The organism is Roseovarius bejariae, from assembly GCF_009669325.1.
Classification (GTDB): domain Bacteria; phylum Pseudomonadota; class Alphaproteobacteria; order Rhodobacterales; family Rhodobacteraceae; genus Roseovarius; species Roseovarius bejariae.
On record NZ_SZWE01000001.1, the window covers coordinates 1,356,779 to 1,370,992 of the forward strand.

Below are 14,214 nucleotides of genomic sequence, written 5' to 3' on the forward strand. Positions count from 1 at the left end.
GCCGCATGGCACAGGCTAAGTCAATCATTTGGGGGTTTGGCGGCGCGACACGCGCCATTGATCAAAGAGTGAGGGACGTCAGGCGCGGGTGCGTCGGCGTCGGGTCTCGCAATATGTCACACGTTTGATCATGGCGGCGGTGTAGCCGGTTCCTTGCCGCAAGGGAAGCCATTTTTGACGGGTGATTTTGCGCTTGCCGAAACAGGCCAAAGGGATCACTCCATAGGGCATGTTCACACCTCGCGCCCAGAACCCAGCCCTTGCCGCCAGCTTGACAGTCCTTGCCGCAGCCTTTGCCGCGGGCACGACCCTGTTGGCAAAGGCCCTTGGTACAGGCGTTCTTGGCCCCGAGATGCACGCGCTTCAAATCAGCTTTGGCCGCTTTCTTTTTGCTTTGATTACAATAAGTTGCGCGACCGCCGTATTGCACCCCAAGTTCACAAGGCCGCATCTGGGCCTGCACGCAGGGCGCTCGGCTCTTGGCTGGGGCGGAGTAACGCTGATGTTCGCTGCGGCAGCGTTCATTCCGCTGTCGGATGCCACCGCCATCAGCTTTCTGAACCCGGTCTTCGGTATGCTTTTGGCCATTCCGTTGCTGGGCGAAAAGGTGGGGCCGGTCCGATGGAGCGCGGCCTTGATCGCCCTTGCCGGGGCCGCCGTCTTGACCCGCCCCGGCGGTGAGGCGATTGAGCTTGGTGCGGTACTCGCGCTGTGTTCGGCCTTGTGCCTTGGGGCGGAGCTTATCTTGATCAAGCGCCTTTCCGGGCGGGAAGGACCGTTGCAAATCCTGTTCATAAACAATGCGATAGGCCTTCTTATTGCAGGGTTTGCCGCCAGCTTCGTCTGGCAGGCACCAACCCTTTCGCAATGGCTCGCGCTTGCCGGGATCGGCGTCCTCATGGCCGGGGCGCAGGCCTGTTTCGTCAATGCCATGGCACGCGCGGATGCAAGTTTCGTGGCCCCTTTTTTCTATGCCGCACTGGTCTTTGCCGCGATCTATGATGCGGCGGTGTTCCGGGTGGTGCCGGATGCGGTGTCGATCCTCGGGGCATGCATCATCCTGACGGGCGCGGGCCTTTTGGCATGGCGCGAAGGGCGTGTTCGCGCCCCTTTCCCTGCCCCGCGAAAGTGACGTAACGCCAGCTTTGACAAGCCCTTAGTGGATTTGGCTTAATCCCGTACAAAGGGAGGGGTCATGCCGCTTAGCATTCTGTTGCCAATGGTGATGTTCGGTATCGCGGGGATCGCGATACTGTTGCACCTATTGGGATGGTCGCGGCCCGCTATCTTGGCGGATGAGAAGGCGGCGGAAAATGCCTGGCTTGAGGAGTTCCCCGACGATCCGCCAAACCGAGTGGTGCTGAGCCATGACAAACATGCCGCGCTTGTGGAAACACCCAAAGGCCGGGGTATTGTCTGGCCGATGGGCGCGGACACCACGGCGCGCTACCTTGACGGCGCCAAAATATCTATCACTCCCAAAGGCTTAGCCATCACCCTTCCAGACTACACCGCACCGCGCATCCTCTTGACTCTAGATCGTGACGAGGCCGAGCAATGGCCACAGTTGATGGAGCGAACCGCATGACAGACCAGATCTGTTTTCCCGATGTCGTCAAATGGGCCGTGCCCTTTTTCATCGCGGCCATCCTGATCGAGGTGCTTTGGATCGCGCTCAAGGGCAAAGGTGGGCGGTACGAGACACGCGATGCGGTGACATCGCTGATCATGGGGGCGGGCAATGTGGCGTCGGGGGTCCTATTGGGCTTTATCGCCTACGGATTTTTCATGCTGTTATGGGCCCTTACACCGCTTGACCTTGGCACCTCGTGGTGGGTGATCGCGGTGTGTTTCGTGCTGGACGACCTGCGCTATTACTGGGTTCACCGCTTCGGGCATCGGATCAGGTGGGTCTGGGCCAGCCACGTGAACCACCATTCCAGCCAGCATTACAACCTGACAACCGCCCTCAGGCAGACCTGGACAGGCACATTCACCTTCATGATGGTGGTGCGTAGCCCCTTGATTTTGCTGGGGTTTCACCCGGCCATGGTGTTGTTCTGCGGCGGGTTGAACCTGATTTACCAGTTCTGGATTCACACCGAGGCCATCGGCAAGATGCCACGCTGGTTCGAGGCGGTGATGAACACCCCTTCGCACCACCGGGTGCACCATGGCCGCAATGCGCGGTACCTGGATGCAAACTATGCCGGGGTCTTTATCGTCTGGGACAAGATCTTCGGCACCTATGTTCCTGAATTGGAAGAGGAAAAGCCCGATTACGGGTTGGTACATAACCTTGGCACCTTCAACCCGATCCGGGTGGCCTTTCACGAATGGGTGGGGATTTTCAAGGATGCGACACAGCCGGGGTTAACATGGCGTGAACGGCTGAACTATTGCATCAAGCCCCCCGGTTGGAGCCACGACGGAAGCCGGGACACCAGCGAGGAGATCAAGCGCAAGTACCTGACGAGCCACCCCGACAAGCGCGGCACGCCCGGGTTCTGAAAAAACGTACGAGTCGTACGTTTTGTACGCGGGTTTCGTACGAAATTCGGCGCGGTCCGGGAGGCTGTCGTACGAGTCGTACGAAAAATCCGACCTGAGCCGCCCCGTCGGCCAGCGAAAGGAATTGTTAAACATTGCCTGTGCAGGGTGGCTGCATGACCCGACTCGCCCTTCGACCCCGCTCAGCGCTTGAGCATCTCGAAATGCTCTTTCGCCTCGTCCTTGCGACCTGCGGAATCCAGCATCTTTACCGTGGCCCGGCGCACACCATGCGACTCGGGCCGAATATCGAGCGCCTTGAGATAGGCGGCAACCGCGTCTTCCTGCGCCCCCATGGCCCGCTGAAGCCCGGCCAGAAGCGTCCAGGCCTGCCAATGGTTGGGGCGCAGCTCGACCACTTTCTTCACATGCTGCATGGCTTCGGGCACCTGCCCCGTCACCGCGAGGAAATTCCCAAGCTTCAAGCGCGGCTCAATATTCCCGGGTTGCGTTTTCACCAGCTCGCGCAGCATCGCAATGGCCTGTTGCTGATGCCCGGTGCGGAACCGCGTGATCGCGGCGGCGGTGATGACACCGGGATTTTCTGGGGCCCGTGACAGGGTGTGATCGGCAATACGGGCGGCGGCGGCGAAATTCTTTTGCGCCACGTAGGAATTGAGCAGGGTCAGCCATGGCTCGAAATGATCGACCTTGTCACTGTCGAGGATGCCATGGAGTTTCCGGCTCATGGCCGGGGTCTTGTAAGCGGTGTATTCCAGTACCGACATCAAGGTCAGCGCGCGGCGTTCGGCCTCGGGCACATCCTGATCGGGGTCGGCAGGGAAGATACGCTTGACCTGTACTTTCTCGCTTGGGATCGGGGCAAGGCGGTCGCCTTCGGGGGCGACGGTGCGGGTGATCTTGTGGTCGGTCATCCAGACCTCGACTACATCCTGCGTGCGGCGCTTGGGCATGTGGCAGGCGGTGCAATCGTCGCTTTGCGCGATTTGCGGGTGCCGGTCACCGGCCTCGGCCATGGCGGGCAGGCCCGCGTCGTCGGTTTCGTGGCAGCTCAGGCATGCGGCGCGGTAATGCGCGGCGCGGTCCTCGGGTTTGATTTTCACATGCGGGTCGTGGCAGGTCAGGCATCCCAATTCGCCCTGTGTCTGGGTAAAACAGGCGCTTTGCTCCATCCGGTAGGGGTGGTGGTTGATCTCGAAACGCTCGGGCGCGGGCACGGCGGGGTCTTCGATCTCCATTTTCATGAGGAAATCATGCACGTGTTGGCCGGGGCGAAAGGAAAACTCCCCCCGGCCAAGGCGCAATTGCCCGTTGATCGAGGCCGTGGGCTGCATGTGGCAGCCATAGCAGATGCTATAGAGCTTCTCGCGCGGCAGCTTTCCGGGGTTGGTGATGGCGGCCTGCAATTCCTCAAGGCTGTCAGCGCCGCCATAGGCCCGCTCCACATGGTCGGCACCGGGGCCGTGGCACCGCTGACAGTTGATCCCTTCGGGCATGTCTTGCGGGAACAGCTGTGGCTGGCCGGCAAAGCCCGCGTCCTCGGGATAGGCCGGGTAGGAATTGTGGCAGGTCATGCAGCGGTTGCTGATCGCCCGCAAAACCCCCTTGTGATCGGGAAACTCATATCCGGGGGCCATCGCCCAGACGCCGTCCTGAGTGTACCACGAGACCGGCAGCTGGAACATCGCGCCATCGGGTGTCTGGTAAAGATAGATGCGCGAATGGTTGCCCGATCCGAGTATCCAGTCGACCTTGGTCGAGAACACGTCGATCTTGTCACCGGCGGGGGTTTTGCCATAGCGGGTGAACCAATAATCCTCGCCGCGCAGGTCCATTTCGTAGTACCGCTGGCTGGGTTCGTGGAAAAAGGGAGTGGCCGAGAAATCCTCGATCGCGGTCTCGGGCCGGGGTTTGTAGAAGCTGCGCGCCATCCCCATGTCCGCGAAACTTTCGGCCTTGTCGACATGGCATTCGGCACAGACGGCATCAGGCACATATCCGCTGGCCGCGCCTGAGCTGACCTTGATGCCCATCTCGGCAAGGACGTCATGGGCTTCCCCGGTTTCGGTCGCCAGAAGGAGTGTCGGCCAAAAACCGAGCAAAAGTAGAAGCAGGTATTTCACGTCGGGCCCCGTTCGCGCGTTAGGGTTTCGTGTGGTCAATAAGCCTGTTTTTTGACGATCACGCAACAATGGCGCAGGGAAGGCGCCGTGCGGGGGGCAGCGCAGGCCACATTCCTGCCGCAATCGCCGGTATTGAGCAGCCACCCTTCCGACATACAAGATGTTGACACCGAGCCCCCCGCTACTTGGGAATTTCCAGTAAAATGAGTGCTTTAAACAAATTTGTGATTGTGCTACGCTAAGCGCAATAAACTAAAAGTCAGTCGGATAACCGGCGGCGAACGAGGCAGAAAAAGAGTAGTTCCATGAAGGCTCGGAGCAGTCAGCCGATCCGTTGGGGTTTGGTGGCCCTGGCGACGATCTGGATGTTGATCATCGTCCCATTGAGTGCAGCGGCGGCGCCCTATGCCGCCTTGGTGATGGATGCGAGAAGCGGCGAAGTGCTGCATTCGCGCAATGCCGATACACGATTGCACCCCGCCTCCCTGACCAAGATGATGACGCTTTATATCGCCTTCGAGGCGGTCGAAAACGGCGAGATCGGCCTTGATACGCGCGTGCGGATTTCCAAGCATGCCGCCAGCGAACCGCCCAGCAAACTGGGCCTGCGAGCGGGTCAGACCATTCGCTTTCGCTACCTGCTGCGCGCGGCGGCAGTGAAATCGGCCAATGACGCGGCCACGGCGATCGGCGAGGCGATCGAAGGGTCCGAGGCCAAGTTCGCCCGGCGCATGAACCGCACGGCCAAGGCCATCGGAATGACGCGCACAACCTTCAAGAACGCCCATGGACTGACCGAAAGTGGCCATTTGTCGACCGCACGGGACATGACCACCTTGGGGCGGCACCTGTTCTATGACTATCCGGAATATTACAACCTGTTTTCGCGGATCACGGCCAATGCCGGGGTCAAGAAGGTCTATCACACCAACCGCCGCCTGCTGCGGAACTATCGCGGGGCGGACGGGATCAAGACGGGCTATACCCGTGCCGCGGGGTTCAACCTGACCGCCAGCGCCGAACGTGGCGGCGAGCGGATCATCGCGACGGTCTTTGGCGGACGCTCGACCGCGACACGCAACGCCAAGGTGGCGGAACTGCTGGACCTCGGCTTTCGCCGGGCCCCAAGCCGCGTGGCCGTGCACAAGCCGCGCCGCCCTGCCTACATGGGCAAGGTCGGGGACGGCACCCCCGGGGGCTATGGCAAGCGCGTGCGCCTGGTGGCCGCGGCCGCCGTGAAGAAAAGCCTGCGGCCACAGGCCCGCCCCGTGGCCGAAACCGCGCCGGTGGCGCTGGCCGCGAAAGAGGACATCGAAGAGGCGATCAAGGCCGCGCAGGGCGTGGAGATCGCGCCCGACCGGGAAACGCAAACCGCTGCCCTACCCAAGGTCAACCCCGAGGCCCGCCCCAAGGACCTGGTGCTGGCCAGCGTGCAGGAGCCCGCCGCCGACCCGGTGCAAGAGGTCGTCACCCGAATCTCCACATCGGGCGGGCGGAACTGGGGCATCAACGTGGGCCGCTATCCCAGCCAGTACAAGGCGCGCAAGGTGCTGCTGAAAACCGCGCTGAACGAGATGAGCACACTGGATGGCTCCCTGCGCAAGGTCGTCAAACGGCGCAGTGGGTTTGATGCGAATTTCATGGGGTTGAGCCGGGAAACCGCCGACCTGGCCTGCCGCCGGTTGCAGGCCAAACAAGTCACCTGTTTCATGATCGAACCCGGCGGCGGAGCCTGAGGCAACCATCCCGCTTTTCTGGGGCTCTGCCCCGTCGCCCTTCGGGCGACTCCCCGGGATATTTTCAAAAAGAAGAAGGCACGGAGGTTTCATGCCCCCGCGCCCGACCGGCGAACCGGCTTTCTCCTTTTGCGGTCATCGGCGTCCCCGCCTGTACCGCTCATCCAGAGTGACACGGCCGGGTTAACAAAAGCTTATTCTTCTTTTTCCAAGTATCCTGGGGGTGAGGCCGCAGGCCGAGGGGGCAAAGCCCCCTTCCTCACCATCCACCCTTAGCTCTTGGGGTGGTCGTCGTATTCGTCGCTGAGGATTCGGCGGGCATCACCTTCGGGGTCATCGTATTGGTTGCTTTTCACCGTATAGACGAAAAACACGAGCCCCAGCCCGCCGAGAAACAGCGAAATCGGGATCAGGTAGGCGAGTATCGTCATGCAGTCACCTTAGCCGTAGGGCGTTGAGGGATACCGTAATGGAACTGGCCGACATGGCCAAGGCCGCGATGAGCGGCGTCGCGAGGCCCGCCACGGCCAGCGGCACGGCAATCACGTTGTAAACGGTTGCGATACGGAAGTTTTCGCGGATGCGGCGGGTGGCGGCGCGGGCGGTGTCGCAAGCGGCCGCGATAGGCGAAAGATCCCCGCCCAGCAGGACGATATCCGAAGCCACCCGCGCGGCATCGAGCGCCGTCGCGGGCGAGATCGAGACATGCGCGGCGGCCAGCGCCGCCGTGTCGTTGAGGCCATCGCCCACCATCAGCACCTTCTTGCCGTCGTCCCTCATGGCCTGAATGCGCCCGGCCTTGTCGGCGGGCAGGGCCTCGGCCATCCAATGGGTAATCCCGAGGCGGTTCGCCAAGGCCTCGACGGCGGGGGTGGTATCCCCCGACATCAGGTAAACCTCTTTGCCGCTGTCCAGCAGTTCGGTCACAGCCTCCTCGGCGCCGTCGCGCAGGCGGTCGGTAAAGGTAAAGGCAAGTGGCGCGGCCTGACCCCGTTTGAGGAAGGTAGCGGTTTCGGCGCGGCCCTCTGCCCCGGTCCAACTGGCCCGGCCAAGGCGGACTTCCTGCCCGTTCAGCAGGGCCTTGGTGCCGTAGCCCGGCACCTCGGTCACATCCGTCACCTGCGCCGGGGCAAAGCCCGCCTCGCGGGCGGCGCGGGTGATGGCCTGCGACAAGGGGTGGGATGACCCTTCGGCCAGCGCCAATGCCAGCTCTACGTCGTGGCGTGGCAGACCGGCCAGATTGGTCAGTTCCGGCGTGCCGGCGGTCAGCGTGCCGGTTTTATCGAAGACCACGGTATCGACCTGCGCCAACCGCTCCAGCGCGGTTTCGTGCTTGATCAGCATGCCGCGACGGAAGAGACGCCCCGAAGCGGCGGTTGTCACGGCGGGCACCGCGAGGCCCAGCGCACAGGGGCAGGTGATGATCAGCACGGCGGCGGCAATATTGAGCGCGGTGCGCATATCGAAGGTGTAGAGATACCAGCCCACGAAAGCCAAGGCCGAGAGGATATGCACGCCGGGGGCATAGAGTTTCGCGGCCTTGTCCGCCAGCGAGGTATAGCGCGAGCGGCCAGATTCCGCGATGGCCACCAGATCGGCCATCTGGTGCAGCGAGGTATCCTGCCCTACGGCACTGGCCCGGATGGTGAGCGGGCCGGTCAGGTTGACCTCCCCCGCCGAGACCCCCTGCCCCGCTTCCGCGAAAACCGGCAGGGTTTCACCCGTCAGCAGCGAGCGGTCGAGTTCCGAGGTCCCTTCGGTAATCTCGCCGTCCACGGGCATGCGCGCACCGGGGCGGACGCGGATCAGGTCGCCCACGGCCAATTCAGCCACGTTGACGACCTCTTCTGTCCCGTCCTCGGCCAGCCGCGTGGCGCGGGGCACTTCGAGTGCGGTCAGTTCTTCGGCCGCCGAGCGGGCGATGGCCCGTGTCCGATGATCGAGGTAGCGGCCCGCCAGAAGGAAGAAGGTCAGCGCGAGGGCCGCATCGAAATAGGCGTGTTCGCCCGAGAGCGAGGTTTCCCAGAGCGAGGTCACGATAGCCAGCAGGATGGCCAGCGTGATCGGCACATCCATGTTGAGTTGCCGATGCGACAGTGCGGCCCATGCATTGCGGAAAAACGGCTGCCCCGCGAAGGCGATGGTCGGCAGGGCAATGGCCGCCGAAATCCAGTGGAACAGGTCGCGCGTGGCATCCGCCGCGCCGGACCAGACCGAGATCGACAACAGCATCACGTTCATCGAGGCAAAGCCCGCCACGGCAAGCCGCATCAGAAGGTCACGCCCCGCCCGGTCGGTGGCGGTCGCGTTCAGGGTGCCTGCGTCCAGTTCATGCGCCTCATATCCCAGCCCCTCGACGAGGTGTTTCATCTCCTGCGCGGTCACGTCCGGCTCGGCTTCGATACTGGCGCGCTTGAGGGTCAGGTTCACGCGGGCGGATTTGACCGCCGGATGCGCGTTCAGCGCCTTTTCGATCTTGGTGATACAGGCCGAACAATGAATCCCCGGCAGCGACAGGGCGATCTGGGCCGGGGTGCGGTCCACCTCGGCCAGCGATTCCGCCGCCGGGGCGGCGGCGCAGGCCGGACAGGCCGAGTGGTTGGGGCGCATGGTGGCGGTCATTGGTCCTAGTCCTTGATCAGCACGACCCGTTGCCTGAATTCGGTTCCGTCGTCGGCCAGGGCGATCATGCGGATGTTCCAGTTGCCGTCGCCCAGTTCCACGGGGGCGACATAGGCCGACCCGTTGTACCGAAAGTTCGGCGTCACATCGTCTTTCACATGGGTGGCACGCCCCACGGTGGCCTTGAGGTCGGCCGCCTCGACAGGCTTGCCGTCCTGACCGATGATGGCCAGTGTCAGAAGTCCGTTGTGGTGATGGGCGCTGATCTCCCAGCCCAGGGATTCCTGTGCCGCCTTGCGGTCGTTGAAGGTCTGGCTGGCGATATAGCCGTTTTTCACCTCAAGCCCGGGGAAGGTCTTGATGGCCGAATAGGCCAGCACGAGGTTGACCCCGATGATCACCGCGAAGGCGGCGGCGAACCCGAGGAAAACGTGTTTACCGGTGAGCTTGCGCTCGGCCATCAATTGGACCTCCCGTTGAAGAACGTGTCTTCGTAGGCGCGTTCGCCGTTGGCGATGTCCTCGACCCAAAGGCGGACCTCGGTCCGTTCGTCCTGTGCGGCCTGCGCCGTGGGTGGCGCGATCAGGTAGACACGCTGAAGTTTGGTCGAGTCGGCGGGGACATTCACCGTCTCATAGGGCGTACCTTCGAGTTGCACGCGGATTGCAGGGTCTTCGCCCTTGACCGAGATGCGGAAGGGCCGGTCCTCGCCGTGTTTGTTGCGCAGGCGCACTTCATAAGCGTTGCGGATGGAGCCGTCCGCCATGGTGACGTAGGTGGGGTTGCGGACCGGGGCGACAGTCATGTCGATGTCGGGCCGGATGAAAAGTGCAAAGATCAACCCGAAGCCCACCAGCGACCACAGGGCGGTATACAGGATGGTCCGCGGCCGTAGGATATGCTTGATGATCGGCTTGGGCTCCCCGCCCTTGCGTTCATTCTCTTCGTCGGTCAGAGCCATGTAGTCGATCAGGCCACGCGGCTTGCCGATCTTGGCCATGATATCATCGCAGGCATCGATGCACAGCGCGCAGGTGATGCATTCAAGCTGTTGGCCCTCGCGAATGTCGATGCCCACGGGGCAGACATTGACGCAGGCCATGCAATCGATGCAATCGCCCTGTTCGGCACCGGCCTTGACCTCGGGGGAGTTCTTGCGCGGCTCACCGCGCCATTCCCGATAGCCGACCACCAGCGTATCTTCGTCCATCATGGCGGCCTGGATGCGCGGCCATGGGCAGGCGTAGATGCAAATCTGTTCACGGGCGAAGCCACCGAAGAAGAAGGTGGTGCCGGTCAGGACGGCGATGGTGGTATAGGCAATGGGATGCGCATTGAGCGTGAAGAGATCCACCAAGAGCGTCGGCGCATCGGTGAAATAGAACACCCAGGCCCCGCCCGTGGCTGCCGCGATCAAAAGCCAGCTGATCCATTTGGTCATGCGCAGGCGAATCTTGCGGGCATCGAGTTTCTTCTGACGGTGCAGGCGCAGGCGGGCGTTGCGGTCACCTTCGATCCAGCGTTCCACCAGAATGAACAAATCGGTCCAGACGGTTTGCGGGCAGGCATAGCCGCACCAGACCCGGCCAAGGGCCGAGGTGAACAGGAACAGGCCCAGCCCCGCCATCACCAAAAGCCCCGCGACGAAATAGAATTCGTGCGGCCAGATCTCGATCCAGAAGAAATAGAAGCGGCGGTTGGCAAGGTCGATCAGCACCGCCTGATCCGGCAGGCTTGGCCCCCGGTCCCAGCGAATCCAGGGCGTCAGGTAATAGATGCCCAGCGTGATCGCCATGATAACCCATTTGAGGTTACGGAACTTGCCATACACCTTCTTGGGAAAGACGGGCTCACGGGCGGCATAAAGGCTGGGAGGGCTGTCGGGTTGGGTATCGGCCACGGAATCACTCCGGAATTCGCGTTCTTGTTATAGGGTCTTGTTTCAGGCGTGGGGGATGCAAGCCTTGATTTGGGTCAAATTTTGACTCTGAAAGTGATCTATTCCTTTTCCGGCAAACAACGCGCGGCGTTACGCGCCTCGCGGCGGAGCCAATTGGCAAAGGCCTTGGCGCGGGGGCGCAAGGGCCCTTTGCGCGATACGATGTAGTACCCGGACGGGCCGTCGTCACGAAAAAGTTCCAGAAGGCGGCCCGCCGTGATGTCCTGATGCACCCATTCGTAAACCGTGACCGCCACGCCATAGCCATTGCGCAATCCGTCCAGCAACAGATTGCCCGGCACCTGCGTCAACCCGCCCTCGCGATCGGTGGTCACACCCCGCTGGCGCAACCAGTCGCTGGCCTCGGTGGTGCCGAATTCCTGCAGCCATGGCAGGCCGGTCAGGTCGGCGGGTTGGGTGACGGGGTTGTCCTTGACCAGATCGGGTGCGGCGACCGCGACAAGGGGCGATGTGAAAAGCAGATGCGCATCAAGGCCCGGCCAGTCGCCCGTGCCATAGCGGATGGCAATGTCGATCCCGCCGGGTTCGAGGTTGACCACCTGCGGCGTGGGCGAAAGCATCAGGTCGGCCTCGGGGTGGGCCTGCCGAAAGGCGGCAAGCCGCGGCATGAGCCAGTGCGCCGCGAAACTGGGCGTGGTCGAGATTTGCAGGGCGCGCCCCTCATCGGCGCCGGTCAGTGCATCAATGGTGCGGGCGATACCGCCAAAGCCCGCGGTCAGGGCCTCGGCCAATTGTCGGCCTTCGGGCGTAAGCGTCAGCTTGCGCCCCGAGCGATCCACGAGCGTCAGGCCCATATGCCCTTCCAGTGTCTTGATTTGCTGGCTGATCGCCGCGTGGCTGACGTTCAGCGCATCACCCGCAGCACTGGCCGAGCCGGTCTCGGACAGGGCGGCAAAGGCACGCAGGGCCGTGAGGGGCGGCAGGGAGAGCCAATTCATATGTAATCCACACTTACACGTCTAAATTTTTCCTGAGTCGCATCGTAAGCCCAAAAAGCCGATAACAAAAGGCAGGAAACGTGAACAGGAAAGGAAACGACATGCTTGGTGTTTTCGCAAAATCTTTCAATACCGCCACCCGGACAGATCGCCGCGTCTACTGGGGCACGCCGGCCTGCTGGACACGGGGCCCCGCCTTCGACACCCGCGAGTCGGCGGAACTTGTCGCCCATACGGAAGGCCGCCGCCGTGACTGATCGTTTCGATGATCCGGTCACGCGCCCGTCCCCGATGGCGGGGCACAGGCAACACTGGCCGTGGCTGAATGGACCCGAACAAAGGCAAAAACCGCCCAAGCGGCGTTGACAGGTGCCAATGATTTCGGGGAATAAAGTGGCACCGGCCTTCCAGGAAACGCGCGAACAGGACGGAAGGGCCGGTGCCGAACCCGCAGGCGCAGGGCGTCTGCGGGTATTCTTTTCAGGCGGGGCTTATTCGCCGCCGCCCAGTTGGTGAACATAGGTGGCGACGGCGCGAATCTCGGCTTCGCTCAACTCGGCGCCACCCATCGGGGGCATCACACCGAAACGCGAATTGACCACCGTTTGTTTCACCGTTTCGTAGTCCCCACCATAGAGCCAGATGGCGTCGGTCAGGTTGGGCGCACCCTGATAGATGTCCCCCGTGCCGTCGGCGCCGTGACAGGCCGAACAGTTGATATCGAACACCTCGGCCCCGGCCTCGACCAGCGAGGCGTCTTGCGGCGCGTTGACGTTCGGGGTGAGTGACATCACGAAGTTGACCACCTGTTCAACCTGCGCGTCATCCAGAATTTCGCCGAAGGCGGGCATCTGGGAATAGCGCGCATCGGGGTCATCTTCGTTCCGGATGCCGTGTGCCACGGTGTAATGGATGTCTTCCATCGTGCCGCCCCAAAGCCATGCGTCGTCTTGCAGGTTGGGATAGCCCTTGGCGCCTGCCGCGCCCGAGCCGTGACACTGCGCACACCATGTCATGAAGATCGATTCACCGGCCGACCGGGCATAGCCAGCAAGTTCCGGATCATCGCCGATCGCGTTCAACTCGACCGAAGCGAGCTTTGCGTTGATCTCGGCGTTGGCGGCCTCGGCATCGGCCAGTTCCTGCGCCACGTTGGCGCGGGTCGACCAGCCAAGGTAGCCCGAGGTGGCACTCTTGATGCCCGGCCACGCGGGATAGGCGATGGTGTACCAGATGCCCCAGACGATACAGGCGTAGAAAATCCACAGCCACCAGCGCGGCAAGGGGTTGTTATACTCCTGAATACCGTCCCATTCGTGGCCGGTCGTTTCGACCTCTTGTTTCTTTTGAGGTTGTTTTGCCATGTCGTTCACGCCTCCTTGGCGTCGGCTTCGCCGCGCTTGGCGGGTTTGTCTTCGTGCCGGAAGGGAATGCCCGAGGGATCTTCGTAGGTCTTGGTGGCTCCGGGCCGGAAGACCCAGATCACCACACCGATGAAGAACGCAAAGAGAAAGAGAAGCATCCAGCTGTCGGCGAATTCACGCAGAAGAGAATAGGTTTCCATAGGTCCTTTCCCTTTCCTTAGCGGCTTGCCACCGGGGTGAAGGTCGAGAAATCAACCAGCGTGCCCAGCATTTGCAGGTAAGCGATCAGCGCGTCGGCCTCGGAGATACCCGGCTGCCCGTCGAAGTTGCGCACGTTGACGTTTTCGCCATAGCGCTCGAACAGGCCGTCGGTGTCGCCGAAGGGGTCGGTTTGCACCGCGAAATCCGCCTTCGCGTTCTCGATGTGGGCCTCTTCATAAGGCACCCCAACCAAGGCATGCGTTGACAGAAGGTCCCCGATGTACTCGCCATCAATCAGGCGATCTTCGAGATAGCCATATTTGGGCATCACCGATTCCGGCACCACCGATTGCGGGTTGCGCAGGTGGTCGACGTGCCATTCGTCCGAGTAGCGGCCACCGACGCGGGCGAGGTCGGGCCCCGTCCGCTTGGAGCCCCACTGGAACGGATGGTCGTACTGCGATTCCGCCGCAAGGCTGTAGTGACCATAGCGTTCGACCTCGTCCCGCATGGGGCGGATCATCTGGCTGTGGCACACGTAGCAGCCTTCGCGGATGTAGATATCACGCCCGGTCAGCTCCAGCGGGGTGTAGGGGCGCATGCCCTCTACATCCTCGATGGTGTTCTCCAGCCAGAACAGGGGTGCGATCTGAACGATGCCGCCGATGGTGACAACAAGGAAGGCAAAGATCGAGAGAAGCGTGATGTTCTTCTCAAGGATTGCGTGTTTGTCGAGAATTGCCATTGATCGGTCCCTTT

14 protein-coding genes are annotated in these 14,214 nt (G+C 62.1%); 5 read left to right on the top strand and 9 right to left on the bottom strand.

Going from position 1 to position 14,214, the window contains the following annotated elements:
- Positions 1-229 precede the first annotated feature (229 nt).
- From FDP25_RS06500 to FDP25_RS06510, 3 genes are all read left to right on the top strand, one after another.
- A complete protein-coding gene (locus FDP25_RS06500) occupies positions 230-1,132 on the top strand; it encodes a DMT family transporter (RefSeq protein ID WP_154150052.1) in 903 nt (300 codons plus the stop codon).
- 63 nt (positions 1,133-1,195) lie between these two features.
- The gene (locus tag FDP25_RS06505) at positions 1,196-1,588 is read left to right on the top strand and encodes a hypothetical protein (protein ID WP_154150054.1); all 393 of its coding nucleotides are present in this window, start codon (positions 1,196-1,198) and stop codon (positions 1,586-1,588) included.
- Positions 1,585-2,511 carry a sterol desaturase family protein gene (locus FDP25_RS06510; RefSeq protein WP_154150056.1) on the top strand — a complete coding sequence of 309 codons (927 nt, stop codon included), beginning with the start codon at positions 1,585-1,587 and terminating at the stop codon, positions 2,509-2,511. Before FDP25_RS06505 ends, FDP25_RS06510 begins: the two co-directional genes overlap by 4 nt.
- 182 nt (positions 2,512-2,693) lie before the next feature.
- On the opposite strand, the gene FDP25_RS06515 is transcribed toward FDP25_RS06510, so the two are convergent.
- Complete coding sequence (locus FDP25_RS06515) at positions 2,694-4,634, bottom strand: tetratricopeptide repeat protein (protein ID WP_154150058.1); 1,941 nt, start codon at positions 4,632-4,634, stop codon at positions 2,694-2,696.
- Positions 4,635-4,939: 305 nt separating this feature from the next.
- On the opposite strand from FDP25_RS06515, the gene FDP25_RS06520 reads away from it, so the two are divergent.
- A complete protein-coding gene (locus tag FDP25_RS06520; RefSeq protein WP_154150060.1) occupies positions 4,940-6,370 on the top strand; it encodes a D-alanyl-D-alanine carboxypeptidase family protein in 1,431 nt (476 codons plus the stop codon).
- A 272-nt stretch (positions 6,371-6,642) separates the two neighbouring features.
- On the opposite strand, the gene ccoS is transcribed toward FDP25_RS06520, so the two are convergent.
- From ccoS to FDP25_RS06545, 5 genes are all read right to left on the bottom strand, one after another.
- On the bottom strand, positions 6,643-6,801 hold the full coding sequence (gene ccoS / locus FDP25_RS06525; protein ID WP_154150062.1) for a cbb3-type cytochrome oxidase assembly protein CcoS: 159 nt from the start codon (positions 6,799-6,801) through the stop codon (positions 6,643-6,645).
- 4 nt (positions 6,802-6,805) lie between these two features.
- A complete protein-coding gene (locus tag FDP25_RS06530; RefSeq protein ID WP_154150064.1) occupies positions 6,806-8,992 on the bottom strand; it encodes a heavy metal translocating P-type ATPase in 2,187 nt (728 codons plus the stop codon).
- A gap of 5 nt (positions 8,993-8,997) precedes the next feature.
- The gene (locus tag FDP25_RS06535) at positions 8,998-9,453 is read right to left on the bottom strand and encodes a FixH family protein (RefSeq protein WP_172982763.1); all 456 of its coding nucleotides are present in this window, start codon (positions 9,451-9,453) and stop codon (positions 8,998-9,000) included.
- Entirely contained in the window at positions 9,453-10,892 is a 1,440-nt protein-coding gene (ccoG, locus tag FDP25_RS06540; RefSeq protein ID WP_343031975.1) for a cytochrome c oxidase accessory protein CcoG, read from the bottom strand. Before ccoG ends, FDP25_RS06535 begins: the two co-directional genes overlap by 1 nt.
- A 98-nt stretch (positions 10,893-10,990) precedes the next feature.
- On the bottom strand, positions 10,991-11,890 hold the full coding sequence (locus FDP25_RS06545; RefSeq protein ID WP_154150068.1) for a LysR family transcriptional regulator: 900 nt from the start codon (positions 11,888-11,890) through the stop codon (positions 10,991-10,993).
- A gap of 101 nt (positions 11,891-11,991) precedes the next feature.
- On the opposite strand from FDP25_RS06545, the gene FDP25_RS06550 reads away from it, so the two are divergent.
- Positions 11,992-12,147: a hypothetical protein gene (locus FDP25_RS06550; protein WP_154150070.1), complete on the top strand. Its 156-nt coding sequence runs from the start codon at positions 11,992-11,994 to the stop codon at positions 12,145-12,147.
- A 234-nt stretch (positions 12,148-12,381) separates the two neighbouring features.
- Here FDP25_RS06550 and ccoP read toward each other — a convergent pair whose 3' ends face one another.
- Genes ccoP through ccoO form a run of 3 tightly spaced genes read right to left on the bottom strand, consistent with a single transcriptional unit; the run spans position 12,382 to position 14,200 of the window.
- Positions 12,382-13,254, bottom strand: coding sequence for a cytochrome-c oxidase, cbb3-type subunit III (gene ccoP, locus FDP25_RS06555; RefSeq protein ID WP_154150072.1), 873 nt, complete (start codon positions 13,252-13,254; stop codon positions 12,382-12,384).
- 5 nt (positions 13,255-13,259) lie between these two features.
- Entirely contained in the window at positions 13,260-13,454 is a 195-nt protein-coding gene (locus tag FDP25_RS06560; protein ID WP_154150074.1) for a cbb3-type cytochrome c oxidase subunit 3, read from the bottom strand.
- 17 nt (positions 13,455-13,471) lie between these two features.
- Positions 13,472-14,200: a cytochrome-c oxidase, cbb3-type subunit II gene (gene ccoO / locus FDP25_RS06565; RefSeq protein ID WP_154150076.1), complete on the bottom strand. Its 729-nt coding sequence runs from the start codon at positions 14,198-14,200 to the stop codon at positions 13,472-13,474.
- Between the last annotated feature and the right edge of the window lie 14 nt (positions 14,201-14,214).